Origin of the sequence: Lachnoanaerobaculum umeaense (assembly GCF_003589745.1) — a bacterium.
GTDB lineage: Bacteria > Bacillota > Clostridia > Lachnospirales > Lachnospiraceae > Lachnoanaerobaculum > Lachnoanaerobaculum umeaense.
The window spans coordinates 258,361-277,779 of sequence record NZ_CP032364.1 but is presented as its reverse complement, the minus strand read 5'-3'; the positions used below and the strand labels follow the sequence as shown (position 1 = coordinate 277,779).

Below are 19,419 nucleotides of genomic sequence, written 5' to 3'. Positions count from 1 at the left end.
ATCCTTTTTATATATATTATAGTAACCAAAACTATTCATCAAAATTGAGTCTTTCCTCTTCAACAACCAACGGCCTCTTCATTACCCTCTGATTGATGGTAAGTATATACTCTCCTATAAGTCCGATAAAAAATATCTGTATTGAACCAAGAAAAAGCATTCCTATAAGAATAGGAGCCATACCTGCCGGAAATCTGTCCCAATATACCAGTTTTAATATCAAATATATTATCGCAATAATCATTGATATACCTGATAGTATAACACCGGCAAAAGTGGCAAGCCGGAGCCCTACCTTAGTATATGCTGTGATTGATAACATAGCTGCATCATATAATCTGTACAAATTATTACTGGTAGTTCCTGCTCTTCTTTGTGGCTGCTCGTATGGAATCTCTTTTCTTCTAAATCCAAGTTCAGCCACTATTCCTCTAAGAAACGGAACCGGATCATCCAGATTTCTCATCACATTTATAAATGCCCTATCATACAATCCAAAGCCTGTAAAATGCTCTATCTGCTCCACTTCTGAAAGTTTCTTTATAGTTTTGTAATACAGACTTCTAAGATGATACATTATCTTATTTTCCTGACTGGATTTCTTTATTCCGATAGCTATTTTATAGCCCTCTTCCCAGGCCTCCACATATTTAGGTATCATTTCTACCGGGTCCTGAAAATCGGCAGCCATCAACACTGTAGCATCTCCGGTACTTTGCAACATACCATAATATGGAGAGTTGAACTGTCCAAAATTTTTGGCATTAAATATTCCCTTTATTCCTTTGTCATTCTCACAAAGTTCTCTTATCAATTCTCTCGTTCTATCTTTTGAATCATTATCAATGAAGATAATCTCATATTCATAAGATGAAAGATTTTTATGAAACTCTTCTCTTATGGCATTTGCCATAGGTACCACATTTTCCTCTTCATTAAAACATGGTACTACTATACTTATTTTTTTCATTCTACCATCCTGTAAGTATCATTGTCTTTATAACAGTATTGCCCTTATCCCTCATAAGTTCAAGTGCCTGTTTTACATTCTCAAAACCTTCAAATGTATGTGTAATAATTTTTTCAGGTATGAACCTTTTATGCCTTACCATCGATAAAAGTCTTTCCATCCTTACTCTGCCACCTTCACCCAGTTCCATGTATATGCTTTTACCTGACATCCCCCTTCCTGAGGAAAACTTAGGTATTTCCATACTTCCATCACCTGTAAAAAGCTTTAGATTTACAACTTTCCCAACACCATATCTTACCATATCTATAGCATCTGAAAAAGACTTATCATTGCCACCTGCAATTATTACCACATCTGCTCCCTTGCCATTTGTTGCTTTAAGAACATATTCTGTAATATTGTCTTCCTTATATGATATAACCTCACTTGCACCGTATTCATATGCCAGTGGAATACTTACACCTCTACTCCCCACTGCAATGATCTTTCCGGCACCACGAAGGGCAGCACCACATATTGCCATAAGACCTACTCCACCTATGCCAAGTACCACTACAGTATCTCCAAAGTTAACTCTTTTTGCACCTGTAAAACCTGTAGTTGCCATATCTGTACACATAAGCCCACTCCCAATACTTACGCCTTCCGGTAAAAGAGCCAAGTTTAAATCCGCATCAGCCACTTCAAATTCTCTTGCAAAAACTCCGGGTGTACTTCTTCCTAAAGTGTTTGCACTGAAGTTTGCTCCTGCATGCAAAAAGTTACCATCCTGTATATCCTTGTCATGAAAATTTGGAGTCATAGAAGGAATCACCACTATATCTCCTACCGTGAAATCTCTGACATTTTCACCGACTTTTAAAACCCTAGCCACAGCCTCATGGCCCAAAATTAGATTATCAGGTTTCTTTGATCCTGAGCCATACACTGTATTTACATCAGATGTACAAACTGATATAGCTATCGGTGTCAATATGGCATTGTATGGACCTGAGAGTATCGGATTTGGTAAATCTATAATATCCGCCTCGTTTCTTCTTATGAGTACAAATGCTTCCATTGTATTTCCTTTCCAAGAGTTCTATACCCTATTATATATCCTAAATGCAAATGCAACAATAGTATGAATGCAAACAAAAACGCTTAGTCCAGTATTAAAGATGAAATCTTTTTAATACCGGTCTAAGCATCTTTTCATTCTTTTTAAAATTTTAATAATTATCTCTTGTCTCCAACAAAAAATACAGCGACTGTTCCGGGACCTGTGTGAGCACCTATAATATGACCTATTTCTTTAACTTCAACATTTCCCTTTAAATTTGGAAAACGCGCCTCAAGCATACTCGCTAATTTAGCTGCCTCTTTCTCTGAATCTGCGTGACTTATAAAACACTTTCCTGCATATCTCTTTCCATCAACCGCCTGTATTTCCATTCTGGAAACTATAGCTTCCATGGTCTTTTTCTTAGTCTTTACTTTTTCAATAACGACAAGCTTGCCTTCTCCATCTACACACATAAGCGGGCAAAAATTCAATGTCTTACCTATCTTGTATGAAAAATTACTAAGACTATTTTCTTTCAAATAGGTAGTTAAATCGGTAGAGAAGAACCAGTGATTAATATACTTTTTAGAGTTTTCTGCATAATTCTTCAGTTTGTCAATAGGCATCCCCTCATCCCTTTTGTCTGCCAAAATATCAATCAACAGGCCCATACCTGCTGACGCAGACAAAGAGTCTACTACATGTAATTGTCTTTCAGGATATTCCCCCTTAAGTTCCTTCACTGCTGCCATCGCTGATAGATACGAATCGGATATACTTGATGAAAGACAAATATGTAATACATCTTTACCATCTTCCAAAAACTTCTTAAAGTATTCCTTGTATTCTGCCATGTCGATTTGACTTGTTACCGGACTTTCTCCATTTCTCATTCTCTCATAGAAATCCGGCAAAGGCACGCTCTCTCTCTCACTTCCATCATATGTTTTTCCACTTATACTATATGTACTGTCTATATGATGAATATCCCTACTAGCGTAATACCCGTTAGTCATATCTGCGGTGGAGCTGCATGATAAAATATAGTCCTCCATGACTATACCTCCTAACGTTTTTTTGCGACCTAACCAACTGGATTTTAATATCAAAGCATCATCTACGCACATATATAAAGTTCTCTGATATAAGGATTGGTCAATCCTTTTTCTGTCTATACATATCAAGTCAATCTTCTGTCAATTGCAAATCTTCATGCAAATATATAATAACATACATTTAGGCTATTTTTCAATATTTTATTGTTTGATTTGTATTTTTTATGCTATTTTTTATTTGCAAAAAGATTTCAAAAAAAGTATTTTTGCTATATAAACATTTATATTAAATATATTTGTTCAATATGGAAAATAATAGTTCAGCTATTAAATAATCAGTCAATAATTTATTTTATACTGAAAAAATATCAATAATTGACTGTAATGCCTCCAAACTTCCATTATCTCTTATCTTATAAAATAAATGTTCCAAAGTCTTTTTTTTACCAATTCTTGCCATTTCCTTTTCAAGACTTTCAGTTGCATCTGAAAAAACTTTTAAGTTTTCTTGAAATAATGCCCATTTCAAAAACTTCTCCACCCCTTCATCTACCATAAAGGAAGCTTTTTCAATGCTCATCTTCTTTTTTTCATTGTTTTCATCTGCAAACTTCTTCATATCATCCATATTGTAATAATATATATTGTCCAAATTCCTTATTCTCTCATCAATATCACATGGTACTGCCAAATCAATAAATACTTTTTTATTTCCAAGTATTATATTATCTTGAATGTGATCCTTTGTCAGAGTAAAATGTGGGCCACTTGTAGCTGAAATAATAACATCCGCATCCTCTATATACTTATATCTGTCATTATATTCTATTATACTTACTCTATTTGTTACCTTTGGAGACATATCTATATTATGTCTTCTCTTAGTAACATATATATGTGAAAAATCATAGCTTAGGGCATTCTTTAGCACTATATCTCCAATCTTTCCGGATGCTCCTATTAGAAGCAGACTTCTTCCATCAAAAGAATCTACAACATCCTTTGCCGCCCTAAGTGTCAAAGTCGCCGTAGATACTCCGGATTTTGAAATTAATGTTTCAGTTTTTATCTTTTTTGCCTCAGTAATGGCATCTCTAAACAATGTATTCAGATATATATGTGCTGTATTGCATTCTCTTGCAAATTCAATAGTATCCTTTACCTGCCCAAGTATCTGATCTTCACCTATCAACATAGAATCCAGGCCTGCACTGACTTTGTAAAGATGAGACACCGCATTTTTCCCTGTATAAAAGATCAAATAGTCTCTAAGGTTTTCTATATCTGTACCTATTATTTCTTCACATTTTTCTAAAATCAGATTAATAATACTACCTGTGTGTTTTTCATTACCTGTACTAATATATATCTCCGTTCTATTGCATGTATTAAGTATTGCAGCTTCATCTATCAGTTCATCATTACAAAGAGATTTTAACAGCCTTTCTTTATCCTCATTTTCAAAAGCAAAATATTCTCTTATTCTTTGTGGAGTGTTTCTAAAACTGAAGCTTAGGAGTAAGATCATTCTTTTCCCCCAAACTCAGCTATCACATCCAAAGTACTTATTATGTCATTCATTCTATGTGCATTGGATATAAATAAAGCCTCAAATTGACTTGGAGCCACATATATACCATTCTCTCTTAAAAAACTGTAATAACTTGCATATTTGTCAAGATCGCAGCTTAGTACATCCTCATAGCACTCCACATTCTTTGATGTGAAAAATATCGATACAAGAGAGCCTACTCTATTTATATGTACTTTTTTCTCTCCCTCATTCATTATCTTTTCAATACCATCAGCTAAAAGTCTTGCATTCTCATCTATATGTGCATAAATCTCAGGGTTTTGAAATAATACTTCAAGAGTCGCAATACCTGCAGTGGTTGCTATCGGGTTTCCACTCAAAGTTCCTGCCTGATATACATCACCAAGAGGGCTTATTTTAGCCATAATCTCTTTTTTCCCTCCATAGGCTGCAAGTGGCATACCTCCACCTACTATCTTACCTACAGTAATCAAATCCGGCTTTATTCCGAAGTATTCACAGGCCCCTCCCTTTGCCAGTCTAAACCCTGTAATAACTTCATCAAATATCAAAAGAGCATTATTCTTTTTTGTGATCTCTCTAAGAAATTCAAGGAATCCGTCCTTTGGAGGAATAACACCCATATTTGCAGCTACAGGCTCTACGATAACTGCTGCTATCTTGTCATTGTATTTATCAAATAATGCTTTGACACTTTCTCTGTCATTAAAATCTGCAACAACAGTATTTTTTGCATAGTCATTAGGTACTCCACCACTTGAAGAAATTGCCTCTGTAAGCACACCGCTTCCGGCTTTAACCAAAAGTCCGTCTGAGTGACCATGATAGCAACCTGTAAATTTTAAAATAAGGTCCTTATTTGTATATCCTCTTGCAAGTCTTATGGCACTCATTGTCGCTTCTGTACCTGAATTTACCAGTCTTACCTGCTCCATAACAGGCATTGCTTCATTTATCATTTCAGCCAATATATACTCCTTCTTTGTGGGAGCACCAAAACTAAGCCCTTTTTTTAATGCTTTTTTCACCTTTTCAAGTACATATGGATGAGCATGTCCGAGTATTGCCGGTCCCCATGAGCATACATAATCTATATATTCATTTCCATCTACATCAAATATCTTTGAGCCTAAGCCCGACTTTATAAATACCGGATCTCTGTGTACCGCCCTTGCCGCACGAACCGGTGAGTTCACACCACCCGGAATATATTCTTTAGATATATCAAAATACTTTTCAGACTTTTTATAATTTCTTGATTGCATCCACTATCCCCTTTACATCATATTGTTTTGCTGTAATCAATTCCTCTATTTCAAATTCCCTAAGAGCCTTTGTGGTCACAGGCCCTATAGATACCACTCTGTTTAAAAGAGCGGATTTATCCTCTATCATCTCATACAAAGCCTTTGCGGCACTTGCACTTGCCACGACCACATAATCAAATTTCTTTATTTCCTTATTGAGCTCGAAACTTCTTCTGTAGTCAATAATTGTGTCATAGATAGAAATATCTCGAAACTCTATACCTGCTGTTTTAAGTCCGTTTGGAAGATTGTCATTTCCAAGATTGGCTCTTAACATAAGTACTCTGCTGTTTTTATCAAGTTTTGGTAAAATTTCTTCCACAAAACTTTTTGAGTCAAACTTACTAGGAATAAAATCTGCATTCACTCCATATTTTTTCAAAGCCTCACTGCTTCCGCTACCTATAACACATATTTTTTTATTGTATAAGCTCCTGACATCTATATCATAGTTTTTTATCTTTTCAAAAAATATATCCACACCATTTGCACTTGTAAATAAAATATGCGTGGCAAGCTCCAGTTCTAAAACAAAAGTATTTTTATCAATTTCTATCTCTTTTGTAGCAATCAGACTCATCTCACAAATATTTGCTCCAAGCTTTTTAAACTCAGGTGACATCTTTTCTAACAGAGCTTTAGTGGCAGTAAGAAGTATATTTTTACCCGATAGAGGCAATATCTCTTTTTTAAAGAAAGCAAGATTCTTTTCACATACATTACCCACCACTATAAGCGCCGGGGAAATAATATTTTCTCTTTTTGCAATCTCTTCTATATTTGAGAGCTTACCTCTGAATACTCTTTGATTATACCTTGTTCCGTTTTCAATAACAGCAGCCCCAATATCCTTATTCATTCCATTTGATAACAGACCTTGTACTATCAAACTTAAATTTGATATTCCCATCAAAAATACCAGACTCCCATCAAGCTTTGCTATATTTTCAAAATTTAAGTCAAGTTCTTCTCCTTGCTTTTTATGTCCGGTAAAAACATGAAACTCTGCGGCTTCCCCTCTGAATGTCACAGGTATTCCGGCATAGCCAAGACCTGCATAGAATGAGCTGACACCAGGCACTATTTCAAAATCAATATTTCTTTCTAAGAGATACTCGGCCTCTTCACCGCCTCTGCCAAAAATATAGGGGTCACCCCCCTTTAGTCTGACTACATATTCACCTAAAAGAGCATATTCTACGATGGTTTCATTTATTTTATCCTGTGTAAGATAATGATTTCCTGATATCTTACCTGCATAAATAAGCTTTGCATTAATCTTTGCCCTGTTTAATATGGTGGGATTTATCAGATTGTCATAAACTATCACATCTGCAGTTTCAATGCATTCACATGCCCTTAATGTAAGCAGGTTTTCATCTCCCGGACCCACACCTACCAGTGATACACTCTTTATTTCTTTATCAAACATTTTCCCTCTTTAATTTGTCTGCTAATTTCTCTACTGTAATCAGCAAATTTTCTAATGTATTTTCTATACTGTCCATCTCCATGTATTTACCATCAAAATAAGCTTTTATACTATATTTTTTTGAATTATCAGATATATAAATACCTGCACTTGTATGGCAATCCGCCTGCAATACGCTTAAATACCTTCTCTCTGCAATAAATAAATACTCACATTCTTTATCCTGTATTTTTTCAAGTATCTCTACCATATCATCATTTGCATATTCTGCGCATAATATTCCTTGTGCAGGTGCCGGCAATATATCTTTTTCCTTGATATCAAAAATACTTATCTTCTCCAAAATATCACTATATTCTCCGGCATATTTATTATCAGCAATAAGCCTGTCAATTCCTGCTCTTGCCAAGATAACTCCATCCACCTCACCCGAAAATATCTTTCCAATTCTGGTTATTACATTTCCTCTTATAGGTAGTATTTCAATATTTTTGTTTAAAATTCTTAACTGTTCGTATCTTCTTTTTGAGCTTGTACCTATTCTAAATCCTATTGGTAAGTTTCTTATATCTGTATTTAAATCTTTATTTACCACAAGAATATCATTGACTGCTGCCCTTTTTAAAACAGGCATAAGCTTTAATCTGTTATCAAACTCTAAAGGAAGATCCTTTGCTGAATGTACTGCCAGATCTATATCACCATTTATCAGTGCTTCTTCAAGCTCCCTTGTAAATAAACCTTTTCCACCTATTTCCTGTAAAGATACATCAAGCCTTTTATCACCCAAAGTATTCATTGGCACATATTCTATTTTCATATGGGGGAAGCTATTTACTATAGCATCCCCCACCAATTTGCTCTGTGCAAGTGCCAAAGCACTTTTTCTTGTACCTATTCTTATTGTATCTTTATGAAACATATAATGCCTCATTTGCATGCTTAAGTATAAGTTTTCTTACAAATTCATACTCTCCAAGACCTTTTAACTCAAAACTCACCTGCTTTTTTCTTTCTTCAAGCATTGTTTTAAAGCTGTCCTCATCACCTGCCATATCATTCTTTGCATGGTCGCCTGCAACTATCATAAAAGGTGCCAAATGCACTGATTTATAATCTGTAAGCTGTGGCATCACATCTTCAATGTATGGATAACCTTCTACACATGCAATGTATATATCGCCTCTTCCGTAGTCTACAAGCTCATTTCTAAGCTCTTCATATACTTTATTTGCCTCATGATCTGAGCCATGCCCCATCAAAAGATATGCCTTATCCTCTCCTTTCTTATAAAGAGTATCAAACGCTTTTACAATATAGTCAAAGTCTTCTTTATCTTCTAAGAGTGCATTTCCGATCTTTATCTTTTCAAACTTATCCTTATAGCTTAATACGGTATCCTTTACCTTATTATGTTCTACACCATTTATGATATGGGTACTTATCACTAAAAGTTCTTTTACTCCTTCTCTTATTGCCTCTTTAATAGCCTCTTCTATATTATTGATATGAAAATTTTCTGTCCTCTTTAACTTTGCTCTTATAATATTACTGGTCCACGCCCTTATAAATAAGCTGTCACAAAAAGTCTCTCTAATATCATTTTCTATTACATCTATCGTCTTTTTTCTTGTATCTTCATGGCTTGTTCCAAAACTTGCAACTATAACTCCTTTTTTCATCCGATTATCCCCTTATCTATACACCTTGCCAATTCCTTTGCATAATATGTTATATAAATATCCGCCCCCGCTCTAAATGCGGATACTGCCATCTCACACATTATCTTTTCTTCATCTATAAATCCGTTCTTAGCAGCGGACTTTACCATGGCATACTCACCGCTTACAGAATATGCAGCCACCGGTACATTCGTTATTTCCTTGACCTTTGCTACTATATCCAAAAAGCTCATTGCAGGCTTTACCATTACAATGTCCGCACCCTCTAAAATATCTTCTTCTACTTCTTTTAGAGCTTCCCTTACATTGTGTACATCCATCTGATAGCTCTTCCTGTCACCAAAAGCAGGTGCAGAATCTGCCGCAGCTCTGAAAGGACCGTAAAATGCTGAAGCATACTTTGCTGAGTATGCCATTATAGGAATATTCTTATATCCGTTTTCATCTAAAAGAGTTCTTATCTCTTCCACTCTTCCATCCATCATATCAGAAGGTGCTACCATATCGGCACCTGCCTCTACCTGTGAGAGTGCAATCTTTGCCAGGTACTTTATAGTAGTATCATTATCCACATCATTCTTATTTAATATTCCGCAATGCCCATGTGTGGTATATTCACACATACATACATCGCCTATTACATAAATCCCCGGATATTTTTTCTTTATATATCTGATTGCCTCTTGTACAATTCCATGGTCATGGTATGCCTCACTGCCTACTTCATCTTTATGCTTCGGTATACCAAAAAGCATTACAGCACTTACACCCACATCTAAAAGTTCTTCTATAATATTGTCACATCTATCTATACTCATTCTATACTGTCCCGGCATAGACTCTATCTCTTCAAATATGTTTTTGCCTTCCTCAAAAAACATAGGATAAATAAGGGCATCTTTACTTATCCTTGTTTCTCTCACCATATTTCTGATACTGACATTTGCTCTCAGTCTTCTGGTTCTAAACATATGTCCTCCCTATTTCAGTCAAAATCTTTCTGCTTTGTATTTTCACTTTCTTCTTTCTTACATTCCGAAATGATTTCTTTTATATTATATCTTATTGCACTAGCCACTCTTCTTGCCAATTTATGATTGCTTCCGGATGAAGTAACTCCTATAACCATCTCTTCCTCTGTAACAATTCCCGGAAAGTAAAAATCACAGTTTTTATAGTTTGAAGCATCATTTACTATAACTCCTGCTCTTTTACAGTCCCAAACGATTCTTTCATTCAATTCCTCATCATTGGTAGCAGCTATAACATAGTCAACATTTTCAACATCTGAACTGTCATATGCTCTTTCTTTTAAAATAAGTCTATCATCTTGCAAATCCATTATAGTTACAGCTATAGACTTAGCTACAACTATTATTTTACATCCAAATTCTTTGAGCTTTAAAATCCTTCTTGCTGCTATATTTCCTGCTCCTACCACCAAAAATGTCTTATTGCTTATATCTATAAATAATGGAAAATACTTTGCCATATTTACCTCCTAATAATCTAAAAACAGTCCAAGGTCTCTAAGATAGAAACCCCAAAATTCTGCTCATATTATAACATATAATAATATAAATATTATCGGAAATATATTGTAATAATAGAAATATACATCAAAAAAGCAGGGCTCACCCTGCTTTAATAAGGTCCGTTATAAATATAAATCACTTATACTCTGATTCCTTTGCCAATAAGTATAGTACACTTATTGGCAAAATAATCATAATTCCCAAAACTTTAAATATTGTCATTGTCACCACATACCATGTTTGCTGCTTTTTCATATATTGCATCCTTTCTGCTAATATAGCTGCTATTAATTTTATCTACATTGCTTATCTATCTTTTGTATTTTCATATTAGCATATAAGCTGTACATTAAAAATGCCTTTATTTTTATATTTGTACCTATAATTTATTTTCTCACCCATTTACCCTATACTTACTGTATAAATTTAAATCTATAATAGCTGAATCACAAGTACCTTATTTATCAATAATGATAAAATCACTCCTCGTATACATATAATCTTCTCCTGTCTAATCGATTACTAAATACATATCAAGCCATTCGTCTTCCCCCATAATTGCATATATTTTACCATTTATAAGTCCAAGTTCATCACTTTATCCGGTATACTTTTATCTCATTTTCTTATACTCATCATAATAGTAAATTTCAGAAACCCTCTCAAACTCCCATGAAAACTAAATCCCTCACCTACTAGGGGAACATATGAATGTATATAACTCTACAGTAAATGACTTGGGATCACCCCCGCCTACGCGGGGAACACGCAAATCCGGTGAATCAATGCCTATAAACCCTACACTGACCAACTTTTCTATCAACTCCTTATCTAAGTCCTTAGAATTCGCAAAGCCTTTCTTTAGCTGAAAAGCCGGACTTGCCTTACCTATATCATGTATTGATCCTATAAATACTGCTATTTGCTTTCCAATATCCGTATCATCTGCAATGGTTCTCTTTTGCCCCTCACTTATCCAATGTTCCCACAAAAGTCCCATAATTCTTCCCGTATCTTCTAAATGAACCGTGAGTGGTAACCAATACATTAATCCGTCCTTTTCTTCTTTCTTTGCCCACAAAGCCTCCAGCATATCTCCTCCTCTTATCTTTTTTCTATAATTTTATTTTACTATATTAGCTGTCCTTTAAAAATACCTGCATTTCTATATTTTTATTTATATTTATTCTTGTAATTTATTTTCTATATCAAAATAATTTTAGTCTTAAATTACAGTATTGTAATAAGATTTTTAATTGGTATAATAAAGATATAAAAGGATTTAACAATAATCCTGCATGGCTTTTTTATAAATTTTCCATACTTATATTCTTAAGTTTTATCGTAACGTGGATTCAAAAATATTTCTTTGTTATAATAAAGGAGCGAAATATGCAAGAGAAAGATATATCACAAAAGATGTTGGAACAATTCGATGATGTCTTTTCAGACATAGTAAATGTACTTCTATTTAATGGTGAAAATGTAGTGGATGAAAATTCTCTACTTGATACACCTACAAGCAGCATGCTAAAGATTGACGGTAGCGTCCATTCTCAGGATAGAGATGTTGCTAAGTATTGGCAACACAGCCGTATAAATATTGCTTTATTAGGTTTTGAAAATCAAACCGTACCTGATAAGCTGATGCCTTTAAGAGTAATCAGCTATGACGGTATAGAGTATGGAAGACAAACTAAAAAACGATGTAGATATAAGACTAAATATCCTGTGATTACCCTGGTGTTATATTTAGGATACAAAAAGAGATGGAACTATCCTATTAATATACTCGATATTGTTAATGTTAATGACAGATTAAAACCATTCGTTAATGATTACAAAATCAATCTTTTTGAGATAGCATATTTGGATGTGGAAAAGATAGCATTATTTAAAAGTGATTTTAGGATTCTTGTTGATTATCTGCATCAATTACAGACAAACAACTCATATAATCCAAAGGATTATACAATAAAGCATATAAATGAATTACTAACCCTTATGTCCGTTATGACAGGAGATAAAAGATTTGAAGATTCAATAAATGAAGCTAATGAAAAGGAGGCTAAATATATGTGTGAAGTTCTTGATATTATTGAAAATAGAGGAATAGAAAAAGGTCTTGAGAAAGGTCTGGAGAAGGGCAGGCAGGAAGGTGCCGATATGGTCAGTAAGCTTAATGAACTGCTGTTAAACGAAGGTAATATTGATAAACTTCGCAGAGCTAACACTGACAAAGATTACAGATATAAGTTGTTAAGAGAGTATAATATATTGCAGTAACTTTTTGATGTATTATTTCCTGTAAATACAGTAAGTTTTATAGTACAATCAATGATTTTATAGAAAATATTGGAATTAATAAATGGGTGCAGAAGTCATTTGTATTAATGATTTTCTCACCCATTTACCCTATACTCACTATATAAATTAAAATCTATAATAGCTAAATCACGAATACCTTATTTATCAATAATGAAATGGCATTATTTTTCGCAAATCTCTTTGGCAAAAGGAATACTTGGTGATGCACCTTTTCTACCCACTGCAATACTTGATGCCATTGCCGCCTGCTTCAATGCATGCTTCACATCTAATCCCGAAGTAATGCCTGCAATAAAATAACCTGTAAATGTATCACCTGCCGCTGTGGTATCTACGACTTCAGTCTTATATATTTCCTGTTTTATTTTCTCATACTTATCAACATATACAGAGCCTTTTTCTCCCAAAGTTAACACAATCTTGGTGTTTGAAAATCTTTTTGTTAATTTCTCTACCAGCTCATCTTCATCTATACAAGTAATTCCAAGTATATCTGCTGCCTCTATTTCATTGAGTATAAGATACTCTACCTTTTCAATATCACATTCAAATATCTTTTCATTTATAGGTGAAGGATTTAAAACAATTCTCATTCCTTTGGCATATCCCTCATCTATAATAAATGCCAGGTTACTTATTTCGTTTTGAAGTAAGAGTATATCTCCACTGTCAAATTCTTTTAGCACCTCTTTTATAAATTCCTTATCTATATTTTGATTTGCACCACCATATAGAAGTATACAATTATTGCCGGCTTTATTCTTTTGTATGATGGCATGCCCTGATGATATATCATATCTTTCTATATAAGATATATCTACACCTAGACTTGATAGTGTATCCAAAAGCATACCTCCGTCTGCACTTCCCACAGCTCCGGCATGGTAAACCTTAGCTCCTGCCTTTGCCAATGCTACAGACTGATTGAGACCTTTTCCTCCACAAAATATATTCATATCCATTGAAGATATAGTCTCACCTTCTCTCACAAAATGGTCTACATCATATACATAATCCAGATTTAGTGAACCAAAATTAAGTACCTTCATTATCAACTCTTACTTTCTAAAAATATTCTACCCATAAACATAATAACTGGATTCGCCTATTATAAAGTCCTCCGGAAAGTTCTCATATTCCATTGTATCAAAATTGTAAATTCCTATTTTACCCGGTTTGACTCCCTCGTTAGATTCTACTCTTTCATAACTTACTATTGTAATACTCTCATATTCAATGCTTCTTATTTCAAGCTTTGCAAAAGATTCTTCTATAGGGACATAGATATTTATAGCATTCTCACTTATATACTCCACTGTCATATTGGAGAAATTCATTATACAATCATATAATGTATTTATAATAAAAATATCACTGTCGTTCAGATTATAATTTTCCTTTTCATAATCATATTCTGTGAATGATAATAAATCAAATATGCTGTTCATATCTATTGCAAAATTAACAGCAAACTTCTCTTTATTATCCTCAGACTTTGTACCCCAAACTGCAAGTGCAATACCATCAAAATCCACAAATCTGTCCATTTTTTGTTTAATGTCTTTAATTTTTTTCATAGTATGAACTCCTTCGACCATAATACATTAATCCTAATACCATTATACTTGCTATTTATATCTCTTTCAATATATAAAAAACAGGGCATCCACACCAAAGTGTGAATGCCCCATTATTATGCTTTACTATAGATTATCTCCAAGCTCCGCTTTCATTTACATGATAACCGTCAGGTGTAGTTTCATTCTGGTACATAGATCCAAAAGGTCTTGAATTTACATCACCATAATTCCATCTACCTGCAACATTATCAAAGAACCATGTCTGTGCAGGTGCTGTTGGATTCAAGAAGTAGTACTCTCCTCCTATCTTGCTCCAGTTAGTATGCATAGCACCACTATTTGGATCGAGGTAATACCATCTTCCGTCCTGACCGTCATGATGCCATCCCTTTACCATCTCACCAAAGAATCCATCATGATTCATTGATAGGTAATACCATGTATTATTGCTATCTAAGAACCAACCTGAATCCATAATGTTGTCATTTCCAAAGTGATACCACTCAGACTTTGTTCTTCCCTCATAAGTGTAGGTCAGATAAGCCCAACCTGTAACGCTTCCACCATTTGTAAGGTTGAATCTCCACTTACTAGCATTAGGATTGCTCTGAGCCTCAGCCGGGTTCATAAGCTCCCAGTTACCGTCAAGACCAACTCTGATACCAGAGTTATTTCCGGTTGACTTTTTGCCGGCAGTACCTGAGCCACCGCCTGAACCGCCACGGCCACCACGGCCACGACCACGACCTCCGCCTGAATCTAAACCACCACCTGGTGTAGGTTTTGTATTAACTCCCATACTCTTAAGAATAGTATTCAATTCATTAAGTACCTTTGAAAGTTCTGATGAAACAGCCATACTTGGTGCTGTTCTAGCCAACAATGCTTTTGCTTCTGCTAACTTAGCCTGCAATGCAGATGCATCGCTTGCTTTGTACTTACTCAGATCTAATGCATCACCCTTTGTTATACTATCATTTAATCCATCTACAAGCTGATTTCTAAGTGTCTGATCATTTGTATAGTAAAGATATACTGTCATATCTCCATTTACTATATCATTCTCATCAACATCTCCCACTCCGGTTGCCGTTTTCTTCAAGCCTACATAGGTCCATGTGAGACCTGTATTCCCATCTTCAACTTTTGAACCTGCTGCCGGTATATCGCTTCTATATTGTGATGATACACTTCTTAGAGTACTTCCAGGTGCAACCTGAGCTGTTGTCACTGTACTTCCTGTAATTGTATCTACAAAAGTTACAATACTATCAGCTGTTGTATATCCAAATACATATTTTTCTCCATTAAGGAAACTATATGTAAATAGTCCATTGAAGCTTGAAACTGGATTCCACTGACTATCCGCATCTGTGAGTCTATCTGCATTACTTCCTGTAGCCATATGGTGTAACATATATGTACGACCACTGTCTTCAAGTGCTCCCATATTTACAAAAGAATCAAGTAATAAGTTTGGATCTACATAATCCTGCCATGTACCACTAACCTTTTGCTGAACCTTAGCTACTATACTCCATACTCCTGTAAATCTATCATCTGTTAGAGTATCTTGAATAGCCATCTTGTCAGAGTTGCTAACTCTTGTTCTATTTATAACTACTCTAAAATCTCCAGGAATATTTAATAGTGGATTACTAGCACCTATACTTCCTCCTGGACCAACTACTCCATCCGATCTTAAAGCATCATTTCCTGATATAGGATCCCAATTACTTGCGTCTGTATCATAAAGTGCCTTAACGATTATTCTACCTGTCGGCATTGTAAATCTTATTGTTGTACTTCCGTCATTTGAAAGATTTAAAGGCTGACCTAGTACGAATTCCCAATTACTTGTAAATATATTTGAACCGCTAATAGGGTTTGCTCTAAGCTCTACAACTGTACCCGCTGGAACATCATCAAGATCAAGTCCTGCAGGTGATACTACATTTATATCTGATGGATTAACTAATGTAATAACATTGCTAATATTTGCTGCAACAAAATCCAATCTTCTAGGACGTGATGCAGGTGTAGAAGTTGTATCTGTTACCGGTCTTGTCACCAATGAATAATTTCTACCCGGTGTAAGGTTCGGTACTGTTAGTGAGTTTCCTGTTGGTGTTGTCCAATCAGCTACTACATTACCCTGATCATCCACAACAGCATAGCTCTGTCCCGGTGTTACAGGTGATAATACCATCTGCATTCTATTTGGATCTGATGGATCTGCTACAACCTGTGGTGCTACAGCTACCGGTGTTGTAACATCTGTAGGACTTCCTACAGCAGGTGATGTTGTTGGTGATGTTACACTTGAAATATTGCTTCCAATTGTTACTGTTGCATCCGGTGCAACCTCTCTTATTTGATACTCTGTATCTGCTAAGATTCTTGGTCCTGAAATAACACCATTTAATGCCTGTAAGTTCATATTTGAAAGTGACTCAACAATTGTTCCGTCAGGAGTTGTTACCACATACTGCACTGTAGGATCACCATTGAAGTTAGATACTGTTATTTCAGCTGCACCTGTAGATGTATTGATTGAAGTTGTAGCTGTTGGCTGATCAAGTGATAATGGTGTTGTTGTTACAGCTCTTGCTGTAAATACACTTCCATTTGGATACGCCGCAATATCTGTTCCTGCAGCTATCTCTGCACCACTTGCATCAAACCATTTGATTACATATCCTGTATCCGCACTTGCTGAAGGTCTTACACCTACAAATTCAGCTGCAATACCCGGATCATCCGGATCAAGCTCTGCCCATCTTATAGCTCTTGGTGCTCCAGTCCCATCAAGTGGATATACTGAACCTGTTACAGGTCCTGCAGGTGTTATATCACCATGGCTTCCGGCAAATTTGAATGTGAAAGTTAACCAACTGCTATTATGTTCAAACTTCGCTACCAATCCCTGTCCAGGATCTACAAGATGATATGGTGTTGATGAAATAAATGCACCATTTTCATCTGTTACCTGTGTACCTGTATCTACATCATAATATCCCTTAAACTCATATCCTGCTGCAGCTACTGCATGTGGAAGAACAGTTGTAAGTGGAATATCCACAGAGTTATCTCCATTTACCGGCAATCTAATAGCGTTTGTATTTGCATTAGTATATGGATGGCTTGTTCCAACCGGATAATCCGGATCTTCTAAACTACCATTTCCCTCTGTCTGGAACATTACCTGTGACCAGAAGCTTGGTATTCTTGGATATGTAACAGTTACTACATATGAATCTGTAGCTAAATCCGCTGTTGCAGTATTACCTGCAGGGTTTGGTACAACACCGGCTGCTCCAGGAGTTCCTCCTGAAATACTATATGTAGGTGTATTATAGCCCTCAGTTGATAAATCAGGATAAGGTATATTTACTGTTGAATTGATTGCTCCAAGTGTCTCAATCATTCCGTCTGAACCAACTGTTGTTGATGTCTTTGTAGCCACTATTGATGTAAGATCTGTTCCATCTTGGCTAAGATACTTAGTTCTTACATTTAATCTATAGTTTGGATTAGGTACATAAGTATACTCTAGTGTAACTCCCTGGTTTGGCATCTTTGCTGCCGCATTCAATGCTCCTGTAGCAAGATATGTTGTACCTGTCTCTGTAGTAAGATCAAGAAGTCCTGATGCGTCGGTTGCTGAATCAGATAAAATACCACCATTTGCATTCTTATTGATTGTCAATAAAGTATGCTTATATGGTCCTACAGATCCCATATTTGTGAAGGCTGCAGATTGAAGCTTGTATCTTGACTCTGTATTTCCAGGTTGTGGAGTTATAAGGTCTGTCTTAGGTGATATACCTGTAATAGTCTCTTCAGCTTTAAAAGTATGATTAAACTCTGACTCTGTTGAAGCTACTGCCCCTGTTGTATCTAAGATTTTATGTTCTACTGTAAGTCTTGACTTTTGAGCAGGATCTACATCATACTCCATTACAGTTGTCAAGTCTCTATTTACCATCTGTCCGGTAAATGATGGACCTGCTGCATTATATACAAATCTATATTGACTTGCAAGATTCTCAACACCATCTACAAGAGTGGTTGGATTTATATATCTTCCATCTCCATAAGCACCTGATGTATCTGAAGTCTCTGTCATACTACCGCTCGTAGTATTTTTTGTGAATGCTATTTCCTTTATAGTTCCCTTATATCCATAAATATTTAAAGGTCTTGATGAAACCACCTGCAAAACATTCTTAGACTCTTTACTATTTACACTATTATCTGTTGGTACAGGTACTGTAGGTAGTGTTCCTGGTGGTGATCCTGGTGGTACAGTTGGTGTCTTATCATGAACAGTATTAGATATAGGATATGTACCATCTGTAGTTAGAGGTGCATGCACATTTGTAGCACTCTCATGTTTTTGTGTATATATATACTTTTTATTTGTATCTGCTACAAATGCCGCATAATATGTAGTATTTGGACTATACGGAATAGTATTTGGTAAATGATTCACTCTTGTCTGAGAAGGATTTACCTCAGGATCTTCCTTATACCATCCCTTTAAAAGATATCCCGGGAAATTATAATTTGATGGAATTGATGGAGGTGTATTACCATTTAGATTTACACCACTTGCATTCAACCAAGTTGTATTCCAAAACGGCATCTCATAATAATTAGTACCACCACTTGTAGGGGACTGATTATTTGCAAATGTATCGCCTATAATAGTACTTCCATCTGTATATGTGCCCGGCATAGCAGCACCTTGATTACCACTAATACCAATCAAATGGGCTCCACCCAAAGCATCATAGGTTTTTCCCATATCAAATGAAATATTACCTGTAGCTGCATACGCCGGCATTGCCGGTGCGAGCATGGTAAAAGCCACGCCCGCAGACAATGCAGCAGTTAACTTTGCTTTTATTGTCTTTCTTTTCAT

At 35.5% G+C, this 19,419-nt stretch carries 15 protein-coding genes; 1 reads left to right on the top strand and 14 read right to left on the bottom strand.

The genetic code is table 11. From position 1 onward, the window contains the following. Nucleotides 1-31: 31 nt before the first annotated feature. The 11 genes from D4A81_RS01080 to D4A81_RS01030 form a co-directional block, all read right to left on the bottom strand. Nucleotides 32-970: a glycosyltransferase family 2 protein gene (locus D4A81_RS01080; RefSeq protein ID WP_111525046.1), complete on the bottom strand. Its 939-nt coding sequence runs from the start codon at nucleotides 968-970 to the stop codon at nucleotides 32-34. A gap of 1 nt (nucleotide 971) precedes the next feature. Continuing rightward, nucleotides 972-2,033 carry a zinc-binding dehydrogenase gene (locus D4A81_RS01075; RefSeq protein ID WP_111525047.1) on the bottom strand — a complete coding sequence of 354 codons (1,062 nt, stop codon included), beginning with the start codon at nucleotides 2,031-2,033 and terminating at the stop codon, nucleotides 972-974. Nucleotides 2,034-2,191: 158 nt separating this feature from the next. Further along, on the bottom strand, nucleotides 2,192-3,073 hold the full coding sequence (locus tag D4A81_RS01070) for a DegV family protein (RefSeq protein ID WP_111525048.1): 882 nt from the start codon (nucleotides 3,071-3,073) through the stop codon (nucleotides 2,192-2,194). A gap of 352 nt (nucleotides 3,074-3,425) precedes the next feature. After that, nucleotides 3,426-4,601 carry a glutamyl-tRNA reductase gene (hemA, locus tag D4A81_RS01065; protein ID WP_111525049.1) on the bottom strand — a complete coding sequence of 392 codons (1,176 nt, stop codon included), beginning with the start codon at nucleotides 4,599-4,601 and terminating at the stop codon, nucleotides 3,426-3,428. Next, complete coding sequence (hemL, locus tag D4A81_RS01060; protein ID WP_111525050.1) at nucleotides 4,598-5,893, bottom strand: glutamate-1-semialdehyde 2,1-aminomutase; 1,296 nt, start codon at nucleotides 5,891-5,893, stop codon at nucleotides 4,598-4,600. Before hemL ends, hemA begins: the two co-directional genes overlap by 4 nt. Beyond that, nucleotides 5,874-7,367, bottom strand: a complete 1,494-nt coding sequence (gene cobA, locus D4A81_RS01055) for a uroporphyrinogen-III C-methyltransferase (protein WP_111525051.1) — start codon at nucleotides 7,365-7,367, stop codon at nucleotides 5,874-5,876. Before cobA ends, hemL begins: the two co-directional genes overlap by 20 nt. Then, nucleotides 7,360-8,289 (bottom strand): hydroxymethylbilane synthase, encoded by a 930-nt coding sequence (gene hemC, locus D4A81_RS01050; RefSeq protein ID WP_111525052.1) that lies wholly within the window; start codon nucleotides 8,287-8,289, stop codon nucleotides 7,360-7,362. The genes cobA and hemC overlap by 8 nt, the downstream gene beginning before the upstream one ends. Beyond that, nucleotides 8,279-9,049, bottom strand: a complete 771-nt coding sequence (locus D4A81_RS01045) for a sirohydrochlorin cobaltochelatase (protein WP_111525053.1) — start codon at nucleotides 9,047-9,049, stop codon at nucleotides 8,279-8,281. The genes hemC and D4A81_RS01045 overlap by 11 nt, the downstream gene beginning before the upstream one ends. After that, nucleotides 9,046-10,020, bottom strand: coding sequence for a porphobilinogen synthase (gene hemB / locus D4A81_RS01040; RefSeq protein ID WP_111525054.1), 975 nt, complete (start codon nucleotides 10,018-10,020; stop codon nucleotides 9,046-9,048). The genes D4A81_RS01045 and hemB overlap by 4 nt, the downstream gene beginning before the upstream one ends. A gap of 14 nt (nucleotides 10,021-10,034) precedes the next feature. Then, nucleotides 10,035-10,541, bottom strand: coding sequence for a precorrin-2 dehydrogenase/sirohydrochlorin ferrochelatase family protein (locus D4A81_RS01035; RefSeq protein ID WP_111525055.1), 507 nt, complete (start codon nucleotides 10,539-10,541; stop codon nucleotides 10,035-10,037). Between the two features lie 731 nt (nucleotides 10,542-11,272). Beyond that, the gene (locus tag D4A81_RS01030; protein WP_242977680.1) at nucleotides 11,273-11,677 is read right to left on the bottom strand and encodes an HD domain-containing protein; all 405 of its coding nucleotides are present in this window, start codon (nucleotides 11,675-11,677) and stop codon (nucleotides 11,273-11,275) included. 299 nt (nucleotides 11,678-11,976) lie between these two features. Here D4A81_RS01030 and D4A81_RS01025 point away from each other — a divergent pair, with 299 nt between their 5' ends. Beyond that, nucleotides 11,977-12,870, top strand: coding sequence for an RpnC/YadD family protein (locus D4A81_RS01025; RefSeq protein ID WP_111525056.1), 894 nt, complete (start codon nucleotides 11,977-11,979; stop codon nucleotides 12,868-12,870). A gap of 203 nt (nucleotides 12,871-13,073) precedes the next feature. Here D4A81_RS01025 and D4A81_RS01020 read toward each other — a convergent pair whose 3' ends face one another. From D4A81_RS01020 to D4A81_RS13370, 3 genes are all read right to left on the bottom strand, one after another. Beyond that, nucleotides 13,074-13,961 carry a ribokinase gene (locus tag D4A81_RS01020; protein WP_111525057.1) on the bottom strand — a complete coding sequence of 296 codons (888 nt, stop codon included), beginning with the start codon at nucleotides 13,959-13,961 and terminating at the stop codon, nucleotides 13,074-13,076. 27 nt (nucleotides 13,962-13,988) lie between these two features. Then, nucleotides 13,989-14,489: a hypothetical protein gene (locus D4A81_RS01015; protein WP_111525058.1), complete on the bottom strand. Its 501-nt coding sequence runs from the start codon at nucleotides 14,487-14,489 to the stop codon at nucleotides 13,989-13,991. 133 nt (nucleotides 14,490-14,622) lie between these two features. Then, on the bottom strand, nucleotides 14,623-19,419 hold the full coding sequence (locus tag D4A81_RS13370) for an N-acetylmuramoyl-L-alanine amidase family protein (RefSeq protein ID WP_242977682.1): 4,797 nt from the start codon (nucleotides 19,417-19,419) through the stop codon (nucleotides 14,623-14,625).